19 protein-coding genes and 2 pseudogenes are annotated in these 23,932 nt (G+C 63.1%); 18 read left to right on the top strand and 3 right to left on the bottom strand.

Going from position 1 to position 23,932, the window contains the following annotated elements; translation table 11 throughout:
• Positions 1 to 80: 80 nt before the first annotated feature.
• Positions 81 to 254 (top strand): annotated as a pseudogene (locus tag RF638_RS14685) (DUF4862 family protein); the annotation flags it as partial.
• Positions 255 to 290: 36 nt separating this feature from the next.
• Here RF638_RS14685 and RF638_RS14680 read toward each other — a convergent pair.
• Positions 291 to 2,519, bottom strand: a complete 2,229-nt coding sequence (locus tag RF638_RS14680; protein ID WP_368842331.1) for an exo-alpha-sialidase — start codon at positions 2,517 to 2,519, stop codon at positions 291 to 293.
• Positions 2,520 to 2,884: 365 nt separating this feature from the next.
• On the opposite strand from RF638_RS14680, the gene RF638_RS14675 reads away from it, so the two are divergent.
• Positions 2,885 to 4,360: an MFS transporter gene (locus RF638_RS14675; protein ID WP_368842330.1), complete on the top strand. Its 1,476-nt coding sequence runs from the start codon at positions 2,885 to 2,887 to the stop codon at positions 4,358 to 4,360.
• Positions 4,361 to 4,441: 81 nt separating this feature from the next.
• A pseudogene (locus RF638_RS14670) lies at positions 4,442 to 5,773 on the top strand (exo-alpha-sialidase); the annotation flags it as partial.
• A gap of 363 nt (positions 5,774 to 6,136) precedes the next feature.
• On the opposite strand, the gene RF638_RS14665 reads toward RF638_RS14670, so the two are convergent.
• Both RF638_RS14665 and RF638_RS14660 read right to left on the bottom strand, forming a co-directional pair.
• Entirely contained in the window at positions 6,137 to 6,808 is a 672-nt protein-coding gene (locus RF638_RS14665; protein WP_368842329.1) for a FadR/GntR family transcriptional regulator, read from the bottom strand.
• Between the two features lie 223 nt (positions 6,809 to 7,031).
• Entirely contained in the window at positions 7,032 to 8,006 is a 975-nt protein-coding gene (locus RF638_RS14660) for a sugar-binding transcriptional regulator (protein WP_259913237.1), read from the bottom strand.
• A 226-nt stretch (positions 8,007 to 8,232) separates the two neighbouring features.
• Here RF638_RS14660 and RF638_RS14655 point away from each other — a divergent pair, with 226 nt between their 5' ends.
• From RF638_RS14655 to nusB, 15 genes are all read left to right on the top strand, one after another.
• On the top strand, positions 8,233 to 9,909 hold the full coding sequence (locus RF638_RS14655) for a glycerol-3-phosphate dehydrogenase/oxidase (protein WP_368842332.1): 1,677 nt from the start codon (positions 8,233 to 8,235) through the stop codon (positions 9,907 to 9,909).
• 165 nt (positions 9,910 to 10,074) lie between these two features.
• Positions 10,075 to 10,809, top strand: coding sequence for an MIP/aquaporin family protein (locus RF638_RS14650; protein WP_259913307.1), 735 nt, complete (start codon positions 10,075 to 10,077; stop codon positions 10,807 to 10,809).
• Between the two features lie 41 nt (positions 10,810 to 10,850).
• Positions 10,851 to 12,413, top strand: coding sequence for a glycerol kinase GlpK (gene glpK / locus RF638_RS14645; RefSeq protein ID WP_259913236.1), 1,563 nt, complete (start codon positions 10,851 to 10,853; stop codon positions 12,411 to 12,413).
• Between the two features lie 222 nt (positions 12,414 to 12,635).
• The gene (gene rpsD, locus RF638_RS14640; RefSeq protein WP_095798030.1) at positions 12,636 to 13,271 is read left to right on the top strand and encodes a 30S ribosomal protein S4; all 636 of its coding nucleotides are present in this window, start codon (positions 12,636 to 12,638) and stop codon (positions 13,269 to 13,271) included.
• Positions 13,272 to 13,472: 201 nt separating this feature from the next.
• A complete protein-coding gene (locus tag RF638_RS14635; RefSeq protein ID WP_259913233.1) occupies positions 13,473 to 13,988 on the top strand; it encodes a DUF948 domain-containing protein in 516 nt (171 codons plus the stop codon).
• Between the two features lie 65 nt (positions 13,989 to 14,053).
• Positions 14,054 to 14,446 carry a hypothetical protein gene (locus RF638_RS14630; protein WP_095798028.1) on the top strand — a complete coding sequence of 131 codons (393 nt, stop codon included), beginning with the start codon at positions 14,054 to 14,056 and terminating at the stop codon, positions 14,444 to 14,446.
• Positions 14,446 to 17,133 (top strand): alanine--tRNA ligase, encoded by a 2,688-nt coding sequence (alaS, locus tag RF638_RS14625; RefSeq protein ID WP_259913231.1) that lies wholly within the window; start codon positions 14,446 to 14,448, stop codon positions 17,131 to 17,133. The genes RF638_RS14630 and alaS overlap by 1 nt, the downstream gene beginning before the upstream one ends.
• Complete coding sequence (gene ruvX / locus RF638_RS14620) at positions 17,130 to 17,621, top strand: Holliday junction resolvase RuvX (protein WP_259913229.1); 492 nt, start codon at positions 17,130 to 17,132, stop codon at positions 17,619 to 17,621. The genes alaS and ruvX overlap by 4 nt, the downstream gene beginning before the upstream one ends.
• An 81-nt stretch (positions 17,622 to 17,702) precedes the next feature.
• Entirely contained in the window at positions 17,703 to 18,929 is a 1,227-nt protein-coding gene (gene mltG / locus RF638_RS14615) for an endolytic transglycosylase MltG (protein ID WP_259913219.1), read from the top strand.
• 17 nt (positions 18,930 to 18,946) lie between these two features.
• A complete protein-coding gene (locus RF638_RS14610; RefSeq protein ID WP_259913217.1) occupies positions 18,947 to 19,849 on the top strand; it encodes a shikimate dehydrogenase in 903 nt (300 codons plus the stop codon).
• Between the two features lie 62 nt (positions 19,850 to 19,911).
• Positions 19,912 to 21,165 carry a chorismate synthase gene (gene aroC, locus RF638_RS14605; RefSeq protein WP_368842328.1) on the top strand — a complete coding sequence of 418 codons (1,254 nt, stop codon included), beginning with the start codon at positions 19,912 to 19,914 and terminating at the stop codon, positions 21,163 to 21,165.
• On the top strand, positions 21,162 to 21,704 hold the full coding sequence (locus tag RF638_RS14600) for a shikimate kinase (RefSeq protein WP_095798022.1): 543 nt from the start codon (positions 21,162 to 21,164) through the stop codon (positions 21,702 to 21,704). The genes aroC and RF638_RS14600 overlap by 4 nt, the downstream gene beginning before the upstream one ends.
• Complete coding sequence (aroB, locus tag RF638_RS14595; RefSeq protein ID WP_095798021.1) at positions 21,701 to 22,792, top strand: 3-dehydroquinate synthase; 1,092 nt, start codon at positions 21,701 to 21,703, stop codon at positions 22,790 to 22,792. Before RF638_RS14600 ends, aroB begins: the two co-directional genes overlap by 4 nt.
• Positions 22,793 to 22,889: 97 nt before the next feature.
• A complete protein-coding gene (gene efp, locus RF638_RS14590) occupies positions 22,890 to 23,453 on the top strand; it encodes an elongation factor P (RefSeq protein ID WP_095798020.1) in 564 nt (187 codons plus the stop codon).
• Entirely contained in the window at positions 23,450 to 23,869 is a 420-nt protein-coding gene (gene nusB, locus RF638_RS14585) for a transcription antitermination factor NusB (protein ID WP_368842327.1), read from the top strand. Before efp ends, nusB begins: the two co-directional genes overlap by 4 nt.
• Positions 23,870 to 23,932 lie beyond the last annotated feature (63 nt).

Genomic DNA, 23,932 nt, shown 5'->3' with positions numbered 1-23,932 from the left:
ATCGAGGACCTCGACGTCTATCCCCAGCTACCCCGCACCACCGGCGCGCCCACACTCAACTCTGAAGAGCCCATTTACCCCTCACGGGTGACGAACCCACGTCTCTCATGGATGAGACGGCGGTCGAGCAATGTCTGGAAGCTGCCGGTGGCGCGTGCACCTATACGGGGGCAAAAGTGCAAGTGCCAACCGGCAGCTCGATCCAGCGTCGTGTGGACATGATCCGGAACGTGACTCGTTTACTGGAGTCTTGACCGGTGGGCCACCGCGAAACGGGAGTCCAGTGCGTGTCAGCCGTCCGTACTGCGTGAGCTCGTGAGCCACGTCAACGGAAGCACACTCAGAAAGAGCCCCTGCCACTCCCGCTCCCACAAGACGGCCAATCGGCCGTCGGGAAGCTGGGCCATTGACTGATACACATGGTGGCGGGGATTCAGCACCCGGTTGTGCACCCACGTTGTGCCGTCATCGAAGGACATTCTGAGGACTCCGCGGCCCCGAAACGGCAGCATCTGGGACGCATTGGCGAAGACGATTGCCTCCCGGCCGTCGTATGAGACCCGGATCGCATTCGGTTGCGAAAAAATTTCGGCTATTTGAGCGACGTAATCCACCTCGCCCCAGCTCTGTCCGCCATCCGTGCTCACAGCGTGTGCGACGCGCCCCGGCGGGTGTTGATTGCGCATGTACACGTGGACTGATCCGTCACGTCCCTCGACGAGAGCCGATTCGTGCAAGGAGCCCCGATCATCTTCGAGCCGTCGGGAGCTGAGTTCAACGTCATCGAGTTGCCGACCGTCATTCGGAGACGATCCTCGCGTCCAGGTGGAACCAGCGTCGTCGCTGAAGATGACGGCGCATGAGAAGGTTCTCCCTTCTTCGTGGTTGTAGTAGACAGGGAAGATCAGGCGACCCTGGTGTTTGCCGCGAGTCAGTTGAATGCCATTACCGGGGGAGGTCCCGAAGAATCGCATCCACTCCTCCTTGACCTGCGGTGTGATGTCTTCCGGATCGCTCCAGGTTTCCCCGTCGTCGTCGCTATGGATCAGTAGCACGTATGAGGTTCGGGCGCTCAGCAGGGACTCGTGCGGATCTTCCCCGGTGGCCAAATGAATGTTGCCGGCCGGTTGCGAGTTCTTGGTGACGTTTCCGTCCCGGGCCACGTGGTAATCGGTGGCGGTGCCGTCCTCGGAAATCACTGTTCCGTCGGTTCCGAGCAGATAGCGATGATCGTGTCGGTCGGTTAAAACCATGCGACCTTGGTCGTCATATCCGGTGCCGGGTTCCACATTGGGCTGCCCGTAGCCACCGGGGAACTGATCGATCAGGACAAAAACTCGCCCCGTGTTCTTGTCCTGCACGATCACCGAGTCAATGACGGACGCCGCCGTTCGTCCACTTCCGGGGTATTCGAGAAGTACCTTCGCTTCCTCCCAGGTGGCTCCGCCGTCCATACTGCGACGCATGACGAAGTTGATGTCATTGGGGCTGTCATTGGCGATGCTGACCCGCTGATCGGCACCCGCGAGGACCACACCCGACTCAAGGGTCAACAGGGCCGGAATTCGATAGCTGCGCGATCCATTCATCCCGGTGTCGAAGAGAGCTTGAGTGTGGATCGGCTCCACCGATGCCAATCGTTTGACCTGGTGATCGGAAAGTACGGAGTCGTAGATCATGGCGGACTGTGCCTCGCCGAAGAGCCGGGTGCCTTCCAAATCGGCACCCACCACAACTCGCTGAACATCTCCAATATCACGGAAGAACGCAGTGCCGGCGGAATGCAGTGTCTGAAAACCATCGACGAAAAGCTCGAGAGCGCCTCGTCCGCTGACCAGCACCACATCGTGCCAGTCACCGTCATCCCATCGGCCACGAGCGCGGATGTCGGCCACCACGTCGTCTCCGGACGTCACTGTGTAGGTGATATCTCCGTCTTCGATGGCAAGAGACAACCGTCCGTTCGATCCCTCTGCCTCGACGATGGCTCCGCCCTGTCCTTCACCGCGGGTGCGGTACCGTGCGCGAATTGCCCCACCGTTCAGGGAGCCGCATCGTTTGGCGTCCCGCGGTGCGAGCTCGGCCGCAGCGAACTGGATCAGGGGAGAAACGGTCAGGGATTCGGCCACGACCGCAGTGTTGGAAAGGGGCGCGCCCCAGACAGTGACCCTGGAAACCTGCATGATTCTGCGGGGATCTACCATGAGCGAAGAAACTTCGATGTCGCTGAACCACGCGTGAACGGTGGCGGAGAAGGCCTCGTAACCATCAACAAAGAGATGCGTTCCTGTCTCGTCGACGGTGAGGGCGAGGCTGTGGGGCCGCCCGTCGTCAATGCCGATGGAGTCTTCCGCATCCAGTTGCCGTGTTTCATCGTTACATCGAATCCAGCCGTTCATCCTTCCGCCGGTGACTTCCAGGGTGATCCGTCCCCGCTTACCCCGGGCATCGAGAAGCGGCCCGTCAATGGTGGTGCTGAAGTCGATGTGAACCGTCCCCTCCACGTCGGATCCGACCATTGACCTGCATTTCTCCAGGGAACCTGCGATGTCTGCGGTTCCTCGCTTGATATCCAAGCGGACGGGCGGAGTTGTGTCTTCGTAGCGCATCAAGGGCAACCCTTCATAGTTCGTGCGTCCCGCTGTCAGTGTGGTTCGACCGATCGAACTTCGCGGGCTTTTCCATCGAGATCAGCCGTAGGATGTCTGATGTTCTCAAGTAATGTACATCACATCAAGGGCCGCGTGTCGGTGAAATCCGCAGTTATCTACGGATTTAGCTGAGGGTCTAGCGGGGTTAGTCAACCTCGTGTGCCGTCTCGATGCTAAGGACATCAGACGTCCTATTTCCTATCCGCCGCCCCAACAGATCACTGGAGGTCCAGATGACGGCGCAGCCGAAGACAACGACGCAGGTGCCGTGGTGGCGGCAACTCGACAGAACCAAGTGGAAGGCATTCTTTGCCGCGTGGCTCGGAGTGGTGCTGGACGGTTACGACTACGTCCTGATTTCCTTCGCCCTGGCAGAGATCATTCGAACCTTCGACCTGACCCTTGTGCAGGGCGCATCACTGGTGTCCGCCGCCTTCATTTCTCGCTGGATCGGTGGCTTGATGTTGGGCGCCTTCGGGGATCGGTTCGGACGGAGGCCGGCCATGATCGTATCGATGGGGCTCTTCGCGGTCGCGTCCGTGGCCATGGCCTTCGCCCCGAGCTACGCTTTGCTCTTCCTCTTCCGTCTCATTGTCGGTTTCGCCATGGCAGGGGAGTACTCGACATCGGCCACCTATGTGATCGAGTCATGGCCCAAGCACATGCGCAACAAGGCCTCCGGCTTCCTGCTGTCCGGCTTTGCCTTCGGTGTGATCCTGGCCGCTCAGGTGGACAAGTACTTGACTCCGGCCGTCGAGGCCTGGCATCCGGGGTGGGGCTGGCGAGCCTTGTTCCTCACGGGCATTGCTCCGATCTTCGTGGCCTTGTACATGCGCAGAAATCTGCCGGAAGCGGATGAATGGGAACAAGCGAAACGAGAACGGACACGCGACCGGGAGCCGGATGCGTTCCACGTCTTGTTTTCGGGCAAGCGCCGGATCCTGAACATCTTGGGCGCGGTGGTCGCGTCCGTGGCGCTGATGTTCATTTTTGCCACGGACCTGGTGCCGGGGTGGGCGATTGCTGTTCTTGCCGTGATGCTGGCTGCGATCTTGATTATTTTCATCGCCCAGTTCGACCCCAAGCGATGGATTATCGGCGTCGCGATCATGGTGACGATCTTCGCGTCGTTCATGTACACCTGGCCGATTCAGGGACTGCTCCCGACCTACCTCGAGGGTGTGGGTTACGACCCCGGAGCTGTCAATAACATTGTGACTTTCGCGGGTCTGGGCAACGCCATCGGGTACATCGTTGCGGGATTCGCGGGCGATGCGATTGGTATGCGGCGCTGGTACGTCATCAGTTTGTTCATTTCGCAGACCCTCGTTTTCCCGCTGTTCATTCAGGGCAGTGAATTCGTGATCCTCGTCTCGGCTCTTCTCTTCTTCAACCAGATGTTCGGTCAGGGAGTCTCCGGTCTACTCCCCAAGTGGGTCGCGAGCTATTTCCCGGTGGAAAGACGCGCTGCCGGGTTGGGATTCTGTTACAACGTCGGTGCGCTCGGTGGTGCGGTAGGTCCATTCCTCGGGGCAAATTTGGCCAATACCTACGGGCTGGGAATGGCGTTGGCGGTTCTGTCCGTCGGATTTGCCCTCATCGTGATCTTGTCCATCGGCTTGAACGTGCCTCGTCGACTTCAGAGCCTGGTGAACCGCGACGCGGTCCGCCCCGAAGACGGCAATGACGAAATAGTCGATCAGGCCTGAGCAGACCATCTTGTCGGGGAGAATCACGTGGCCGGTGGTCCGGTCTGATTCTCGACCTTCGCAACGGACGAGGCACACATCATGAACAATAGAATTGAACGCCGAACTTTTCTCGGATCATTGGGCGCCCTGGCGAGTTTGGGCCTGGTCGGAGGGGATCGACTGTTGAGCCCCGCGGTCGCGGTCCCGAGTTCCCACGCCATGGCTGTCCTACACCGTGGCATCGTGGATTCCCGTTTCTTCCGCATCCCGTTCTTGCTGGCGACCCAGTCCGGCGGGCTCATCGTCGGAGCTGATGCCAACCGGTCAACCACAGGGGATTCGGCCGACAACATAGATGCAGTGATCCGCGTCAAATCCCGGTCCAGCGAGGGGAATTTGGCGGAAGGGTGGTCAATCCCTCACATTGTTGCTCCCATCGACATGAAGGACTTCGCGTCGAATTCGGAGTATGCGCAAGAAAGTGTCTCGGTCATCGACGGGGCGATCGTTCAGGACCGGAGCACCGGACGCATCCTGCTGTTGATCGACCTGTTCGCCTGGAATGGCGGGGTGTTCGAACATCTCAACGTTCTTGCGGACAGGAGTGTCCGCGGTGGGCGCACTCGGTCCTTTCCGCTGGGCGACGGTTTTGCCAACGTCCCGGGTAGACCAATGCTCCTGCTGTCGACGCAGAATGTCACCGGTGATGCCGACGGCAAGACCGGAAACATCAACCTGAACACCGACCGCTCCAAGTTCGCAATGGTTGCCGATCTGGATGGTCCGCGAGATGCCGACGGTCGGGTGAGGGTCTTCAATCTTGTGGGAAAGCCACGGCCGTATGGTGAAGCGGGCGTTGACGATTCGAATTTGAGTCTTGGTGAGCCCACTGGGTTCACCCTGGACAATGATTTCGTGGTGCATCGCCACGGCCAAGCATTGACCGTGCCCCAAGTGGGGACATCCGTTGCCGTTCCGATGAGGGTTTTTTACAAGAAGTCGGTTCTGCAGGTCTACAACACCAGTCACATTGCGCAGGTCTTTTCGGATGATGACGGGCAGACCTGGCAGATGGGACGACTGGTCACGCACGAATTCCGTTCACCCGACTCGCGCTACAGCCTGTTGGCACCCGGTCGATGTATCCAGATTGAGCATGGCGTGCATGCGGGCCGACTGGTGGTACCGACCTACACGCAGATGGCGACCGGGATTGAGGCCGTTGCGGTGGTGAGCGACGACGGCGGCGCGAGGTGGACACGAGGCGAACCCGTTCCAAGCGACGTCGCCATGCACGAGACGGCGATCATCGAGGCAGCACCGGGTGTTCTGCGGAGTTTCCACCGACATGCGGCGAGCACCGGAGGAAAAGTGCTCAGCGCCGAGAGTCTGGATGGTGGAATGACGTGGTCGAAACCCCAGTCTGCCTTCGGTGATCTGGGTGCGGGCGTCTCATGCCAGGTTTCCGCGTTGTCCTTGCGGCAACGTCTCGCCTCCAAGGAGACCGGAGAGCGACTGCCGGCCATTGTGGTCATTACCCCCATGGACCGAGCGCGCAAGAATGGAGTGGCCCATCTGGGAGTAGTGCACACGGCCGCCGGTGGAGACCCACGAACACGGGTTGAATGGATCAGCCGCGTGGAAATCACCGATCCCACGACACTCTTTGCCTACTCGTCCGTGGATCAGCTGCAGGACGGACGTCTTCTTGTGCTCTTCGAATCGTCTAGGACACAATCGTGGGCCGATGGTCTGCAGGCCATGTACTTGCAGGAGATCCCCCTGCCCTCACGGCTAGGAATCGTGTTCGGCCAATGCCCGCTGGAGAGGCCGGTAATGCTCTCGGACCGCCTCCCGGTAGGCATTGGCGTCGGCCGCCTTGAGCGCGTCGAGCATGGCCTGGTGCGCGCGCACCGTGTCCAGAATGTCTCGAGCGGGTCGGATCCCTAGTTCGGGCAAGGCTGCGGTGTGCACCTCCCAGAAAGCCAGGACCAACTGATGAATCAACTCGTTGCCCAACGGAGTCAGCAGGGCCGAGTGGAATGCTGAATCGTCCTCCGCGAAGGACTCTCCCGCGTGGGCGCGCCGTTCCATGCGCTGAACAATGGCTTCAAGCTCGGTGTGATCCACCGTGCGGTGAGCCTTGACCAAATCATCAGTGATGAACAGATCCAGCGCGATGCGCACCTGCACCACTTCCCTTAAGGTGCGCAGGTCGTTGTGAAGGTTCATGCGTGCCCGAAACATCAATCCAGAGATCAAGGGCGCCAGTGACATCTGTCCCACGAACGTACCGTGGCCGTGTCGTACGTCCACGATGTCGAGTGAAGCCAGGACCCGAATGGCTTCGCGGATGGACGAACGGGACACACTGAGGGCCTCGCCCAGTTCGACTTCCGTCGGCATGGGATCGCCCGGGCGGAGTCCTTGCGAAATGATCAGTTCTTGGACCTGATCGGCAACCACCGGACGAGTTTCGTTCCTTGAGGCTTGGCTCACCGTTCTCCCCCGATCGGATACGCCACACCTGCGGACTCAACCCCTGACGATCCGAGAAAACCGTTTCCGCATGTAATGGCTCATTAAGATGTCTGACGTTGAACTCTAGATGAGCCCGTTCACCTCAAGCAAACACACCGTGAAGTAGCGGTTCCATGACGTCGCTACCATTGGTGCCTCCCGTGATACGTCAGACGTTGGCGGACGGCCCGGGTGGTTCCAGATGGTCGAAAACCTCTTTGGCCGTGAGGTCGTCGATGACCAGATCGGTCACCGCACCGGAGCGAAGGGCTCCCAGGATCCCTCGCACCTTGTGTCGGCCGGAGACCACGCACATGCGGCGCGGAATCCGGGCGAGGTCCGACGGCGTGGGTCCTGAGGCGCGGCGGTTCACGTCGATATCCGCATAGCTCCCGTCCTCTCGGATGAACACTGTGCAGATGTCACCGACTACACGGTTCTCGTTGAGGCTGCGCAGGGCCGCCTGGGTGAAGTGACCTTCCGTGTACACCTGGGACAGCACCGGTCCCTGGAACGCACCCACACTGAACACTGCAAGGTCCACGGCGGATCGGACGGCGAGAATCCGCCGAACGGAGGACTCCTTCCACAGCAGCGCCCGGGTCTCCTCCAGATCGAAGAACGCTGGAGTCGGGAACGGATAGAGCTCGGCATTGAAGGCACGGGCCATGGTGGAGAGCAGGGGAGTCGAGGTTCCAGCGCCCGTGGTCCGCGGGCCCGCGGCCCCGTTGAGTTGCACGACCTTGACGTCTTGGGCATTCGTGGGCCCCAAATGGGCTGCGATCGTGGACGTGGTGATGCCCCAGGCCACTCCGAGGATCGAACCGTCTTCGACCCAATCGACGAGCAGGTTCGCCGCGTACCGCGACACGGCCTCCAGCCGCTGCCCACTGTGGGACGACCGTTGCGTACCCGCAATGTGGGCGGTGACACCGAAAGTCTCGTGGAACCGGCGCGACAGTCGATCCGGAGGATGATCAGGTGGCCTCAGGGAAATTCTGACGATGCCTCGGCTCTTGGCCTCGGACAGCATCCGCGACACCGTGGAGCGGGAGATCCCGAACCGTTCCGCCACCGCACCCATTGTCATGTCCTGAACGAAGTAGAGCTCCGCGACTTGATAGAGGAATGAATCGTCGTGCATGACACTTCCTTCCAGCTGCACGTATGTGCAATTGGGTTGAGCATACGTGCATTGAGGAGGCATGGTGGTGCGCATAACTACGCAATGGGACGTAGATCACATGTCCCGCCGTAGCGTGGGTTCCTAAGAATCCACGCAGCACACCCGTACGCACAGGTTGAATGAGGTAGATCCCGTGAGAACCACAGTCTTGAATCCCGAATCCCGCCAAGCCGCGCTTCGCGAGATGGCCAACGGCCCGGAACTGGACGTCCTGGTGATCGGCGGTGGTGTCACGGGTGCGGGCGTAGCACTTGACGCTGTCACGCGCGGTCTGCGCACCGGGATCGTGGAGGCTCAGGACTGGGCCGGTGGCACGTCCCGGTGGTCGTCCAAGCTGGTTCACGGTGGGTTGCGTTATCTCCAGCAGTTGGACTTCAAGCTCGTCACGGAGGCCCTTCACGAACGCGAGCGGTTGCTCTACACGCTGGCACCCCACCTGGTGAAACCGGTTCCGTTCCTCTACCCGATCCTCCACAGGGTGTGGGAGCGTCCGTACGTGACGGCCGGCATCGGGCTCTACGACACGCTGGCGCACGTCGGCTCCAAGGTCGCCTCCATGCCGTTCCACCGTCACCTCTCCGAGCGCGGTGTTCAGAAAGCGTTCCCCAGCATCAAACCGGGCGCCATGGTCGGCGCGGTCAAGTACTGGGACGGGCGCGTCGATGACGCTCGCCTCGTCTTGACCCTGATCCGTACCGCAGCGGGTTACGGCGCCTTGGCGGCCTCGCGCACCAAGGTCACGGGTTTGCTCAAGAACGACGACGCCGCCGTGGTCGGCGCGCGGGTCACGGACCTCGAGACGGGGGGCGTCCTCGAGATCCGGGCGCGTAAGGTCATCGCGGCAACGGGTGTGTGGACCGAAGAGACGCAGGACTTGGCCGACACGGACGGCGGACTCAAGGTCCTGGCGTCCAAGGGCATCCACATTGTCGTACCCCGCGAACGCATCAAGGGCGAGGTGGGTCTGATTCTGCAGACCGAGAAATCAGTGCTGTTCGTGATCCCGTGGGAGCACTACTGGATCATCGGTACCACGGACACGCCTTACGAGCAGGATTTTTCCGCACCCGTGGCCACCTCGGCGGATATCGATTACGTCATAGAACACGCGAATGTCGTCCTGGATGAGCCGTTGACCCGAGAGGACGTCATCGGCAGTTTCGCCGGACTGCGCCCACTGCTGCAGCCGGGGGTCAAGGACGGTACGGAGACCGCGTCCACCAAGGTCTCCCGCGAGCACACCGTGGCCGAAGTGGTTCCGGGGCTGATTTCCATTGCCGGCGGAAAACTGACGACCTACCGCATCATGGCGCAGGATGCCGTGGATTTCGCGCTCGGTAAGGAGCGCGCCAAACAACTGCCCTCCGTGACCGAACGGACTTTGTTGCACGGCGCCGACGGCTACGTTCCCCTGACTCGCCAGGTCGAGCAGATCAGCGATCGATACGGATGGACACCGGACATGGTCGAGCACCTGCTCAATCGCTACGGCTCGGCCATTGCCGAGATCGAAGCCATCGTGGATGAACGAGCGGACCTCGCCGAACCGCTCAAGGACGCACCCGATTACGTGCGTGCCGAAATTGTCCAAGCGGCCCGCAACGAAGGCGTGCTGCACCTGAGTGATGCCTTCCAGACCCGCACGCGCATGAGTTACGACCAACCCGATCACGGACTGGCCGTGGTCGACGAGGTCGCCGACCTGCTGGCCGCCGAACTCGGCTGGGACGCCGACCGCAAGGCGCAAGAGGTTCAGGCCTACCGAGAGCTTTCTGCCGCCGAGGACGCCGCCGCCGAAACCACCGACGACACGGCCGCCGCAGCGGCACGGGCCGCGGCGCCGTCGTTGAACACCCTCTGAAGACGGGGCGATACCGCACAACGAGATGGGCAACCATCGCCCCAGAAACCGCATGAACCACCGGTCCACACGGACCACCGAGAGAGAAAACATGACTGAAGGAGTCATCCAATGACTGCATTGACGGCGCTGCTGCCGATGGAGACAGCAGCGCAAGTGGTGCCCCTGGGCACGGTGTTCTGGTCCGAAGTGCTGGGTACGGCCATGCTGACCCTGCTGGGCGTGGGCGTGGTCGCCAACCACCTGTTGGGAAAGACAAAGGGCAATGCCGGTGGTTGGTTGCTGATCAACTTCGGTTGGGGCCTGGGCGTGTTTGCCGGTGTCTACGTGGCATGGCAGTCCGGCGCGCACCTGAATCCGGCCGTGACTGTGGGCCTCTTGGCCTCCGGTGCGGAAGAGTATGCCCCCGGGGTGGCCGTGACCGTGGCCTCGACCCTGGTGTACTTCGCGGCTGAATTCCTCGGTGGTTTCCTGGGTGCCGTGGTCGCGTGGATCGCCCACAAACAGCACTACGACGAGCCCCTGGAACCCGCCGCGAAACTCGGCACCTTTGCCACCGGGCCGGAAATCCGCTCCTACCCGTGGAACGTCGTCACCGAGACGATCGCGACCTTCGTGCTGGTGTTCGTGATCCTCATGTTCGGCGGAACACCGTCCGAACTGGGCCCCTTGGCCGTGGCACTGCTGGTGGTCGGTATCGGCGCCAGCCTGGGCGGACCCACCGGTTACGCGATCAACCCGGCGCGTGACCTCGGTCCCCGTATCGCTCACGCGATCCTCCCGATCCGAGGCAAGGGCGGCAGCGACTGGGGCTACGCCTGGGTCCCCATCGTGGGCCCCATCCTGGGCGCACTGATCGCCGGTGGCATCTTCCAGATCTACCCGTCCGCCAATTTCTGATCCACGAACTACCCACCACAACGATGTGAGGAGTTACCACCATGACCAAGCGATCCGGCACCACAGCCGCAAACGGTAAGAATTCCAACGAGGCCCAGTACGTGATGGCCATTGACCAGGGGACCACGAGCACCCGGGCCATCATCTTCGACCACTCCGGCAATATTGTCAGCGTCGGGCAGCAGGAGCACAAGCAGATTTTCCCGCGCGCCGGGTGGGTCGAACACGACGCCACCGAGATCTGGCGGAACGTGCGCCGGGTCGTCGCCGATGCCCTGGCGGAGACGGAACTCACCAAGGACGGCATTGCCGCGGTGGGTATCACCAACCAGCGTGAAACCACGGTCGTGTGGGACCGCACCACCGGCAAGCCGGTGTACAACGCCATCGTGTGGCAGGACACCCGCACCCAGGCGATCGTCGACGAGTTCGCGAAGAACGGGGGAGTGGACCGCTTCCGCAAGCGCACCGGTCTGCCCCTGGCCAGCTACTTCGCGGGCCCCAAGATCAAGTGGATCCTGGACAACGTGGACGGCGCTCGCAAGAAGGCGGAGGCCGGCGACCTGATGTTCGGCACGACCGACAGCTGGCTTGTGTGGAACATGACCGGCGGCACCAACGGCGGTGTGCACGTCACGGACGTCACCAACGCGTCCCGCACGCTGCTCATGAACATCGAGACCCTCAATTGGAACAAGGACCTGGCGGACGCCATGGACGTTCCGATGTCCATGCTCCCGGAGATCCGTTCCAGCAGTGAGGTCTACGGCAAGGGCCGCTCACGGGGCTTCGTGAGTGGCGTTCCGATCGCCGGCATCCTGGGTGACCAGCAGGCCGCCATGTTCGGCCAGACCTGTTTCAAGCCCGGCATGGGCAAAAATACCTACGGCACCGGCAACTTCTTGCTGATGAACGTGGGCGAGGAACCGGTGCAGTCCGACAACGGTCTGATCACCACGGTCTGCTATCAGATCGAGGGTCAGAAGCCCGTCTATGCACTGGAAGGTTCCATTGCCGTCACCGGTTCCCTGGTGCAATGGGTGCGCGACAATCTGGGCCTCATCAAGGACGCCAAGGAGATCGAGACGCTCGCCAAGGACGTGGAGGACAACGGGGGAGCGTACTTCGTACCGGCGTTTTCCGGACTCTTCGCACCCCACTGGCGCCCGGACGCCCGCGGTGCCCTGGTGGGGCTGACCCGCTACGTGCGCAAGGAACACATTGCCCGCGCCGTGCTGGAGGCCACCGCCTACCAGTCGCGCGAAGTGGTCGAGGCCATGAACAAGGACTCCGGCCAGGACCTCGTGGAACTGCGCGTGGACGGCGGCATGACGGCCAACGAACTACTCATGCAGTTCCAGGCCGATCAGCTGGACGTGCCGGTCATCCGGCCCAAGATCACCGAAACCACCGCCCTGGGTGCGGCATACGCGGCGGGTCTGGCGGTCGGTTTCTGGACCGATCTGGACGAGATCACCGAGAACTGGGCCGAGGACAAGCGGTGGAAGCCCAACGGCAAGACCGAGGACAACGACAAGCTGTTCCGCAACTGGGGCAAGGCTGTGACCAAGTCGTTGGACTGGGTGGACCAGGACGTCGACTGAATCGGCTATAGTTGATCGCTGGCTGGCAAGCTGCGCTCAATCATGACCTCATCACCGTGTCACCCTCACGGCCGAGATCATCTGAGCCAACTGTAGGTATGACGGATTGCGGCTGATCCGCACCTCTCCCGCCGGGACCGATTCCCGCGCGCAGGAGGCCAGAACCACACAGATCGGTTCACGCACCACCGTGCGTGCACCGTCGACCGCATGAAAGGCAACATGGCTAACAACGCATTGCGTGCGCGCCGTCAGGTGCGAAAGTCCCGCGCCCTCGGTATCGCACTGACCCCGAAGGCCGAGAAGTACTTCGAGCGTCGCCCGTACGCTCCCGGTGAGCACGGTCGTGCCCGCCGCAAGTCCGACTCGGACTACAAGGTTCGTCTGACCGAGAAGCAGCGTCTGCGCGCTCAGTACGACATCCGCGAGAAGCAGATGCACCGTGCCTACGTGGAGGCCAAGCGTCAGGACGGCCAGACCGGTGAAAACCTCATCGCTCTGCTCGAGACTCGCTTGGACGCTTTGGTGCTGCGCGCTGGTTTCGCTCGCACCATGGCTCAGGCCCGCCAGGCCGTCGTCCACCGCCACATCATGGTGGACGGCCAGCGCGTGGATCGCCCGTCGTTCCGCGTGCGCCCGGGTCAGATGATCCACGTGGTTCCGCGTTCCGAGAAGATGGTTCCGTTCCAGGTGGCCGCCACCGGCGCACACCAGGACGTCCTGCCCGACACCCCGGGTTACCTGGACGTTGCGATCGACCGTCTGCAGGCAACGCTGACTCGTAAGCCCGAGCGCTCCGAGGTCCCCGTGACCTGTGAAGAGCAGCTCGTGGTCGAGTACTACGCCCGTATGGCGTAATGCTTTTCCCACGCTCTCCCGGTTTCGGGTGAGTGGTGCACACAGCCCGTGGCTTCCGGCCGCGGGCTGTGTGTGTTTTCGGGGGCGGATGAACCGGCAGCCCCCAGCAAGGTTGGGTAAAGTTTCCCTTCGGTCGGCCGTGGCACCGGTTCGTGGCACGGCACATCATCAGCTCAACAGACGAGAGGTACGGATCGCCCTATGGACGGTGGAGATATCGCGGGACTCATTGCCGCGGGCGTGTTTGCGGTGCTCGTGGGATTGTTGGCACTTCCGATCATCAAGCTCGGGCGCGTGTTCGACGAACTGCGCCTGACCATCCGTTCGCTCAACGATGGCACCACACCCTTGATCGACGAGGTCACCCGCACGGTGTCCACCACCAACACCCAGTTGGAAAAGGTGGACGGCATCACCTCCAACGTCTCGGATGCCTCCGCCAATGTGTCGGCGCTGTCCTCGCTCGTGGCGTCCACGGTGGGTCAGCCGCTCATCAAGGTTGCCTCGTTCTCGCACGGTCTGCGTCGCGCCTTCACACCGCAACAGGGTCCCAGCTCGCCGCAGCCGGGGGCCTCGCCTTCCGCGAACCACAGCACCGCCGACGGCGCGGCGGGCTCGACCCGCGCGACGGCGCCCACCGCGGCACCCGCTACGGAACACCCCGCCTCGGAACGCCCCACCTCGGAGGGGCCCGGCACGGTGCGCGACCAGATCTGAGTTTCTTCGGGCCGTGAACGTGCCCGAGCCACGTAATTATCGAGTCGGACCCGAAGGGACACACCATGGGAATGTGGTCCAAACTGGCGCTCATCGCCGCCGGAGCCATCGCGGGGAGCGTAGCCACCCGCGTGGCCAACAACCCGAAGACGCGAGAGGCGATCGCGGGGCAACTGGAGCGGCGTCGTAGTACCGAAGTGCAGCTGCGCTCCGGCTCGGCCGTACAGCGGATGCAGGCCGTGAGCGGCTACCTGCAGGATTTCGCGGCGCGCGTGAAGTCCGGGATGAACGAACGCGAAACGGAATTGCGCGAGCAATTCGGCGTGCGCACCCCGGTCGATCACACCGCCAATCACCCCGGGGCGGGCGGCCCGCACACCGTGGTGGGACCCCAAGACAACGTAGAATCCACCGAGATTATCAATCGCGGTCAATCGTCAGAAGGAAATAACCGGTAATGCTCTCACACGAGATCACCCAACGCTGGCTGAGCTATTTCGAAAGCCAGGGTCACAAAGTCGTGCCGTCCGCCTCTCTGGTGTCCAACCAGCCGGGTGCGATGTTCACCATTGCCGGCATGGTGCCGTTCATCCCGTACTTCCTGGGGCAGGAAACCGCGCCGTTCCCGCGTGCCACCTCGATCCAGAAGTGCATCCGCACCCTGGACATCGAAGAGGTCGGTAAGACCGCGCGCCACGGCACGTTCTTCCAGATGGCCGGCAACTTCTCCTTCGGCGACTACTTCAAGGACAAGGCCATCCCCATGGCCTGGGAGTTGCTGACCACCCCGCTCGACAAGGGTGGCTTCGGGTTGGATCCCGACCGCCTGTGGGTCACCGTGTACGAGGGCGACCAGGAGTCCTACGACCTGTGGCGCGACACCGTGGGTATCCCCGAGGAGCGGATCCAGCGCATGGGCCGTGACGAGAACTACTGGGACACCGGTCAACCCGGCCCCGCCGGCCCCGACTCCGAGATCTTCTACGACCGCGGCGCCCGCTACGGCAAGGAGGGCGGCCCGGCGGTCGATGACGACCGTTACATCGAGATCTGGAACCTCGTGTTCATGCAGTACCAGCGCGGCGAGGGACAGGGAAAGAACTACGAGATCCTCGGTGACCTGCCCAAGAAGAACATCGACACCGGTTTGGGCGTGGAACGTCTGGCCATGTTGCTGCAGGGCGTGGAGAACTTCTACGAGACCGATCAGGTCCGTCCCGTGCTCGACGCCGCCGCCGAGCTGTCCGGTCGTACCTACCGCTGTACCGAGAACGCGGAGCAGGAGGGCTACGAGGACGACGTGCGCATGCGTGTGGTCGCCGACCACATCCGATCTTCGCTCATGCTCATCGCGGACGGCGTGACCCCTGCCAATGAGGGACGCGGCTACATCCTGCGCCGTCTGCTGCGCCGTGCCGTGCGTTCCATGCGTCTGCTGGGTGTCACCGAACCGTGCCTGCCCGTGCTGCTACCGGCCTCGCGTGACGCCATGAAGGGCGTGTACCCGGTTGTGTCCAATGATTTCGAGCGGATCTCCCGCATTGCGTACGCAGAGGAGAAGGCGTTCCTGAAGACCATCGAGTCCGGCACCGCACGCCTCGAGCACGCCGTGACCCAGGCCAAGTCCGAGAAGCGCGTGGTCAGCGGTGCGGATGCGTTCGCCCTGCACGACACCTTCGGCTTCCCGATCGACCTGACCCTGGAAATGGCCGCTGAGGCCGGCGTCTCCGTGGATGAGAAGGCCTTCCGCGGACTGATGACCGAGCAGCGCGAGCGTGCTCAGGCGGATGCCCGCGCCAAGAAGGGCGCGATGGCGGACCTGTCCGAGCTGCGCCGCCTGCTCGACGACCACGGTTCCGTGTTCACCGGTTACACCGAGCTGGTCACTCAGACCTCGGTGCGCGCCGTGCTGTCCGAGGGCGTGACCGTCCCCGCAGCCAGCGCCGGTGAGCAGGTGGAGATCGTCCTGGAAGAAACTCCGTTCTACGCCGAGGCCGGTGGCCAGGCCGCTGACGTGGGAGTCATCGAGGGCCCTGACTTCTCCCTGGAGGTCCTTGACGTCCAGCAGCCCGTCAAGGGTCTGTCCGTGCACCGTGTCAAGGTCACCTCGGGTGAAGTCACCCAGGGTGATGCGGTCACCGCACGCGTGAACTCGCGCCGCCGCCACGACGGCGAGGCCGCCCACTCGGGTACCCACGTGGTGCACGCTGCCCTGCACGAGGTGCTCGGCCCGGACGCCGTGCAGCGCGGTTCCTTCAACAAGGAGGGTTACCTGCGCTTCGACTTCTCCCACGGTGCGGCCCTGAGCGCGTCCCAGATGCAGGAGATCGAGCAGATCTCCAACACGGCCATCCGTGACGACTTCGAGGTCGTGACGCAGGAGATGCCCTTGGCCGAGGCCAAGAAGCTGGGTGCCATGTCCCTGTTCGGCGAGAAGTACGGCGAGAACGTGCGCGTGGTCGAGATGAACGGTCCGTGGTCGCGTGAGCTGTGCGGTGGTACCCACGTGGGCTCCACGGCCCAGCTGGGTTCGTTGTCCTTGGTCTCGGAACAGTCCGTGGGCTCGGGTAACCGCCGCGTGGAGGCGCTGGTGGGTCTGAACTCGTTCAACCACCTGGCCGCCGAGCGCACCCTGGTCAATCAGCTCACCGGCATGCTCAAGGTCCAGTCGACCGCCGAGCTGCCCGAGAAGATTTCGGCAACCTTGGACAAACTCAAGGAGACCGAGCGTCAGCTGACAGTGCTGCGTCAGCAGCAGTTGCAGGCTCAGGCCGGTCAGCTCGTCAACGACGCGCAGCGGCTGGGCACGGTCAACGCGGTCCTGCACAACGCCGGTGAGGTCGCGTCCGCGGACGCCCTGCGTTCCCTGGCACTCGATCTGCGCACGCGCCTGGGTTCCGAGCCCGCCGTCGCCGCCGTCACGGGTGTCGCCAACGACCGCCCGCTGATCGTGGTGGCCGCCAACGACGCCGCTCGCGACGCCGGTCTGGCCGCGGGCCAGCTCGTTCGCACCGCCGCCGGGGTGCTCGGCGGCGGTGGCGGTGGCAAGCCGGATGTCGCCCAGGGCGGCGGTTCCGACGCCTCCAAGATCGACGACGCACTCGAGGCCGTGCGCGAGCAGATCCGCTCCGTAGTGGGCGCGTGAGCAACACCTTCGTGAGAGGCGTCCGCATGGGCGTGGACGTGGGATCGGTCAGGGTGGGAATAGCCCTGACCGATCCTGACTGCGTGTTGGCCACGCCGCATCAGACGGTCACCCGGGACAAGAATCGCAAGAAACGCTTCGATGTGAAAATCATCACAAGCATGTGCGAGGAATTCGGAGTGGCCGCGGTGTACGTTGGATTGCCGCGTAGCTTGAACGGTCAGGAGAATCGATCCACTGACATGGCCCGAGAGTACGCGGCAGCCCTGCAGAATCGGTTAAGCTCACGTGAGTGCGAAGCAATCGTGCGGCTCGTGGATGAACGCTTGTCCACGGTTGCGGCGCACCAATCGCTTCTGGACGCGGGGGTATCTCGGAAGCACCACATGGACAAGGTTGATCAGATGGCAGCTGTGACGTTCTTGCAGGCGGCCATCGATCAGGGCAAGGCAACGGGAACCGAACCCGGTTTCCCCATCGACAGTTAGATCGCGGATAATGGACGATATTCTTCGGCAGCGCGCCGAAAGTATCCGAAGACCACGGACAACGGCGGACGGAGATCATTCGTGAGCGATCAGCCACGAGATAACAAGGCCAACCGCGGCCCTGAACAGGGTGGCGCAAAGGACTCCGCCACGTCCGGCGGCCTTCTGAGCACTCTGGAAGCCGACGATAAAAGCCGCCGCCCGGGTCTCTCCGGTGCCTTCGAGCACCATGATGTCTCCCCGGAGATGGCGGCCCGCCAGAAGCGCCGTTCGCGCGCATCCCTGGCCACGGCCATTGCGCTGTTCATTGCGGCCCTGTTGATCGTGGTGGCCGTACTCGGATCCGCTTTCGGCCTGTTCGAACGCAAGGATTACAACGGTGAAGGCGACCAGGACGTCAACTTCACCGTGGGCGACGGTCAATCAACCGGTCAGATCGCCAATTCCCTGGAGTCCGAGGACATCGTGGCGAATGCCGGATACTTCATCGAGACGTTCCAGGAACGCTATCCCGAAGACTTCATCCAGCCCGGTGATTACCAACTCAAGACCCAGATGAGCTCGGACGCGGCCATCGACGTGATGATGGAGCGCGACGAGGCAACGCACTATGCCGCCGTGCCGCAGACTCAGCGCATCGACGACACCTTCCAAACCCTGAGTGAATCCACGGGCATCGACACGTCCGAGTTCGAAGCGTTCAAGGAAGACACCGATCGCTTTGGCGTTCCGGAAGAATTCCCCACCCTCGAAGGCTGGCTGCACCCCGGTGAGTACCGCTTCCCGTTGGACGCCAGTGCGGAGCAGATCATCCAGGAGATGGTCGACCGCACCAAGGGCACGTTGAACAACAACGAGGTCCCCGAGGATCAGTGGTTCCGCGTGATCACCGTCGCATCGCTCGTCGAGTTCGAGGGTGTACCGGACATTTATCCCGAGGTCGCCGGTGCCATCTACAACCGCATCGACCGTCCGGACGATGAGACCAACGGCTTGATCCAGTCGGATGCGTCCGTGACCTACGGCCTGGGCAAGCGCACCTACCACGTCTCCGATGAGGAGAAGCGCGACAAGTCCAACCCCTACAACACGTTCGCCCACCCTGGTCTGCCCGTGGGACCGATCGGTTCGCCCGGTGACGAGTCGATCAAGGCCGCCGCCAACCCGGACGAGAACGATTACTACTACTGGGTGACCGTGAATCTCGACACCGGCGAGACCAAGTTCGCCGAGAACTTCGAAGAACACAACCGCAACGTTGACGAGTACCAGCAATGGTGCGCGGACAACGAAGGCCGGTGTAGCTGATTCACGGGGGAGCAGACATGGAGCGATACGCCGCAGCGGTGCTGGGTCACCCCGTGGCGCACTCCCTGTCACCCGTCCTGCACTCGGCCGCCTATCGCGTGATGGGCGCCGAGTGGGACTACACACGGTGGGACGTACCCGCCGAGGACTGGAACGGGTTCTGGCGTGAGCGCGTGGCCGAAGGTTTCTGGCGTGGTTTCTCCGTGACCATGCCGCTCAAGTCCTTGGCTGCCACCCAGGCTGATGAACGTACGGCGATGGTCGAGGCCCTCGGAGTGGCCAACACTCTGGTGTTCCGGGCGGACGGTTCCACCATCGCGGACAACACGGACGTCACAGGCATCATGGCCGCCGTAATCGCCGCGCGCGAGATCCCTTCGGAGCCTCGCTGCGCAATTCTCGGTGGTGGTGGCACGGCCACGGCTGCGGTCGCCGCCCTGCACGGGCTGGGCGCCCCGTCAATCGACGTGTTCGTGCGCTCCCTGGATCGTGCCGGGAAGGTCACCGACGCCGCGGCGAGACTCGGCGCGACCGTCACCGCGCGCGCGTGGGGCGAGGCAGCGGCGTCGTTGGCTGACTACGATGCCGTGATCTGCACGCTGCCTCCCCGCGGGGCCGATGAACTGGCGGCGGAGTTCGCAACCCTGAACGCGTCGGTGAGTGGCGTACTCCTCGACGCGGCGTATGACCCCTGGCCCTCGGCCATAGCTCGGTCATGGCAGGACGCGGACGGAGCGATCGCGCCCGGAATAGATATGCTGATCTTTCAAGCGGTCGATCAAGTGCGCTGGTTCACCCTGGGTCGCGCGGATCGACCCGTTCCCCGCGAAGCCGAGCTCACGGCCGCCATGTGTCGGGCCGTTAATCGCCCCGAGCGCGCGATCCCGCAGCGGGTTCGCGAAGCACGTCTGAACCGTTGACCGGATCACCGTCCGTTTCCGGGAGCCTGACCGGCTCCCACGATCGAGTACTGGAGTAGAACATGTTGCGTTGGCTCACGGCCGGAGAATCTCACGGCGAGGCCCTCGTGGGAATCATTGAAGGTGTTCCCGCCGGGGTGGAACTCACCACCGAGATGATTCAACGGGCACTGGCACGCCGCCGTCTTGGTTACGGTCGCGGTGCACGCATGAAGTTCGAACAGGACAAGGTCCGCATTCTGGGAGGTGTGCGGCACGGCCTGACCCAGGGTGGTCCCGTGGCAATCGAGATCGCCAACACCGAATGGCCCAAATGGCAGGACGTCATGAGTTCCGATCCCGTGGACGCGGCCAAGCTCGAGGGTCGTGCCCGTAATGCTCCGCTGACTCGCCCTCGCCCCGGTCACGCGGACCTCACCGGTATGCAGAAGTACGGTTTCGTCGAGGCACGTCCGGTCTTGGAGCGCGCGTCGGCCCGCGAGACCGCTACGCGCGTGGCCCTGGGTGTGGTCGCCTCCCAGATTCTGGCGGCCCTGGACGTGCGTCTGGTATCCCACACGACCGCGATCGCGGAGGTTTCGGTTCCCGAGGACGCCGCCCTGCCCACCGCCAGTGACGTGGAAGCGCTCGACGCCGATCCGTTGCGTTGCTTCAACAAGGCCACCTCGGACGCCATGGTCGCGACCATCGACGACGCCCACAAGGCGGGGGAGACCCTGGGCGGCGTGGTCGAGGTGCTCGCCGAGGGCCTGCCCCCGGGACTGGGCTCCTACGTGCACTGGGATCGCCGTCTCGATGCACGCCTGGCCGGAGTACTCATGGGCATCCAGGCCATCAAGGGCGTGGAAGTGGGTGACGGTTTCCGCACCGCGGCACGTCCCGGCACTCGCGCCCACGACGAAACCCTGCCCGGTTCGGACGGCACCGTGCACCGTGTGACCAACCGCGCCGGTGGTATCGAGGGCGGCATGTCCATCGGTGACCTGCTGCGTGTGAGAGCAGCCATGAAGCCGATCGCCACCGTTCCCCGTGCCCTGCACACCGTGGACATTTCCTCGGGCGAGGCCGCCCGCGCCCACCACCAGCGCTCGGACGTATGTGCCGTACCGGCGGCCGGTGTCGTTGCAGAAGCCATGGTCGCACTTGTGCTGGCCCAAGCAGCACTCGAGAAGTTCGGCGGCGACTCGATTGCGGAGACCGTCCGCAACAAGGACGCCTACCTGGCGGCTATTCCCGAGAACCTCCGGACCTCGCCGGAGCTGGCCGACCCCTCGGAGCTAGCGGCCCTCGATGAGGTGCGCGGGGACCTTTCGTGAGTTCCCTGCCCACGCCGTTGGTGCTCATCGGGCCCATGGCGGCGGGAAAGTCACACCTGGGTCATCACTTCGCCAAGCGCTACGGTCTGGATTTCGTGGATGCCGATCACGTGATCGAGGCGCACCACGGTCCGATCCCGGCGCTGTTCACCGCTCACGGGCAGCAGCACTTCCGCGCGATCGAAGCCGAAGTGGTCGCAGACCTACTGGCAGACCACCGTTACCGCAACGCGGTGATTTCACTCGGTGGGGGAGCACCCATGACCCCGGCCGTACAAGATCTGCTGGCCGGTCACACGGTGATCTACCTTGAAGTCGATGAGGCCACGGTTCGCCCGCGGATCACTGGGAACAAGACCCGCCCCATGCTGCAGCCGGACCCGGAACGGCGCTGGCGGGAGATTTTGGACGAACGGCGTGACACGTATGAACGGCTCGCCACGATCCGCTTGGACGGCACCGGCCACCGGCGCATCGGTTCGCTGGTCCAGCAACTGCACAGAGCTTTGAAAGAACTACGAAGGGACGCCACAGCATGACTGATTCGGTGACCACCATTCCCGTCCAGGGAGACACCCCCGACAACCGGTACGACGTGCTCGTGGGCAACGGGCTGCTCGGCAAGGTCCCCGAGCTGCTCGGGGAACGCGTCAAGAAGGTCCTGATCATCCACCCCCGCGCCCTGCGCGCGACCGGTGACCTGGTCCAGGAGGACCTCAAGAACGCCGGCATCCAGAGCTTCGTGGCCGAGATCCCAGACGCCGAAGAGGGCAAGCGTGTTGAGGTCGCCGCGTTCTGCTGGCAGATCATGGGCACCTCGGACTTCACCCGCACGGACGCCGTGGTGACCGTGGGCGGCGGTGCCGTGAGTGACCTGGGTGGCTTCGTGGCCGCCACGTGGTTGCGCGGCGTGCGCGTGATCCACCTGCCGACCACCCTGCTGGGCATGGTCGACGCCGCCGTGGGCGGTAAGACCGGGATCAACACCGCGGAGGGTAAGAACCTCGTGGGATCCTTCCACCCGCCGGCCGCGGTCGTGTGCGATCTCGACTCGCTCAAGACCCTTCCGGAGAACGAGTACCTGACCGGCATGGCCGAGGTCGTCAAGTGCGGTTTCATCGCCGATCCCGTGATCCTGGATTTGATCGAGGAACACCCGCAAGAGGTGCGCGATTCGCAGTCGCCCGTGGTGCGTGAACTGATCGAGCGCGCGATCCGGGTCAAGGCCGAGGTGGTCTCCTCCGACCTCAAGGAATCCGGGCGGCGCGAGTTCCTCAACTACGGCCACACACTCGGTCACGCGATCGAGCACAACGAGCGCTACCAGTGGCGACACGGCGCCGCGGTCTCCGTGGGCCTGGTGTTCGCCGCGGAACTGGCGCGTGCGGCCGGTACGCTCGCCGACGACGTCGTGGACCGCCACCGCAGCATCCTCGAGTCGTTGGGGCTGCCCGTGACGTACCGCGCGGACCAATGGCCGCGTCTGCTCGAGGTCATGAAGCGGGACAAGAAGACCCGCGGCAACCTGTTGCGCTTCGTAGTCCTCGACAAGGCCGGTTCACCGCGCATCATGGAGGTTCCGGACCCCGCGATCCTCTTCGCGTGCTACCAGGAGATCGCCGAATAGCGCGCACGAACGGTGTACCGCACCGGGCGCGGTACACTGGTTCGGCTTAACGCCCCCAAAATCTTTGCAGTGATGTTTCCGACGAGAAAGTGAATCCGTGGCAACCAGCAACGACATCAAGAACGGCACCATCCTCAAGCTCGACGGGAACCTGTGGCAGACCATCGAGTTCCAGCACGTCAAGCCGGGCAAGGGTGGCGCGTTCGTGCGCACCAAGCTGCGCAACGTGACCAGCGGCAAGGTGGTCGACAAGACCTTCAACGCCGGTGCCAAGATCGAGACCGCCACGGTGGACCGTAGTGAATACCAGTACCTGTACCAGGATGGCGAAGACTACGTGTTCATGGACAACTCCACCTACGACCAGATCACGGTTCCCACCGCTGTCGTGGGGGATGCCGCCAACTTCATGCTCGAGAACCAGAACGTGACCGTGGCGATGTACGAGGGCGCTCCGCTGTACATCGAGATGCCGCCGTCGGTCGTCTTGGAGATCACCTACACCGAGCCCGGTCTGCAGGGCGACCGCTCCACCGGTGGCACCAAGCCCGCCACCGTGGAGACCGGCTACCAGATCCAGGTTCCGCTGTTCCTGGAACAGGGCACCAAGGTCAAGGTCGACACCCGCAACGGCGACTACCTGGGACGCGTCAACGAGTGAGCAGCGCACGCAGTAAAGCCCGCGTCCGCGCGGTAGAAATTCTGTTCGAGGCCGAACAGCGTGACGAGTCCATCCAGGACGCGCTGAACCGCCGTCGTGACAACAGCACCTCCAAAATCAACCCCTACACGGTGGACATCCTCGAGGGTTTCTATGATCGCGCCGAGGACATCGACGAGTTCCTGGAAACTTATTCGCAGGGTTGGACCCTGGACCGCATGCCCGCTGTGGACCGCAATGTCCTGCGCGTGGGCGCGTGGGAATTGCTCTACAACGACGAGATCCCGGATGCCGTGGCGGTGTCCGAAGCCGTGGCGGTGGCCCGGGAATTGTCGACCGATGATTCACCCCGGTTCGTCAACGGGCTTCTGGGTCGGTTGCAGAAAGTTAAGCCGTCTCTGCTGGATTTGAACTGACCCCCGGGAGTTGGACTGAGTAATTCGGTTCCAACTCCCGGGGGTCAGTTCATGGGGAAGCAG

Origin of the sequence: Kocuria sp. CPCC 205235 (assembly GCF_040980905.1) — a bacterium.
GTDB lineage: Bacteria > Actinomycetota > Actinomycetes > Actinomycetales > Micrococcaceae > Kocuria > Kocuria carniphila.
Note: the sequence above shows the minus strand (reverse complement) of the source record. Positions and strands in the feature narration are given on the sequence as shown.

Coding starts and splice junctions, on each gene's coding strand:
- aroB (WP_095798021.1), top strand. CDS start 21,701: ATGACTGATTCGGTGACCACCATTCCCGTCCAGGGAGACACCCCCGAC.
- glpK (WP_259913236.1), top strand. CDS start 10,851: ATGACCAAGCGATCCGGCACCACAGCCGCAAACGGTAAGAATTCCAAC.
- alaS (WP_259913231.1), top strand. CDS start 14,446: ATGCTCTCACACGAGATCACCCAACGCTGGCTGAGCTATTTCGAAAGC.
- RF638_RS14630 (WP_095798028.1), top strand. CDS start 14,054: ATGGGAATGTGGTCCAAACTGGCGCTCATCGCCGCCGGAGCCATCGCG.
- rpsD (WP_095798030.1), top strand. CDS start 12,636: ATGGCTAACAACGCATTGCGTGCGCGCCGTCAGGTGCGAAAGTCCCGC.
- RF638_RS14635 (WP_259913233.1), top strand. CDS start 13,473: ATGGACGGTGGAGATATCGCGGGACTCATTGCCGCGGGCGTGTTTGCG.
- RF638_RS14675 (WP_368842330.1), top strand. CDS start 2,885: ATGACGGCGCAGCCGAAGACAACGACGCAGGTGCCGTGGTGGCGGCAA.
- RF638_RS14610 (WP_259913217.1), top strand. CDS start 18,947: ATGGAGCGATACGCCGCAGCGGTGCTGGGTCACCCCGTGGCGCACTCC.
- RF638_RS14655 (WP_368842332.1), top strand. CDS start 8,233: ATGGCCAACGGCCCGGAACTGGACGTCCTGGTGATCGGCGGTGGTGTC.
- aroC (WP_368842328.1), top strand. CDS start 19,912: ATGTTGCGTTGGCTCACGGCCGGAGAATCTCACGGCGAGGCCCTCGTG.
- RF638_RS14660 (WP_259913237.1), bottom strand. CDS start 8,006: ATGCACGACGATTCATTCCTCTATCAAGTCGCGGAGCTCTACTTCGTT.
- RF638_RS14680 (WP_368842331.1), bottom strand. CDS start 2,519: ATGGTCGGATCCGACGTGGAGGGGACGGTTCACATCGACTTCAGCACC.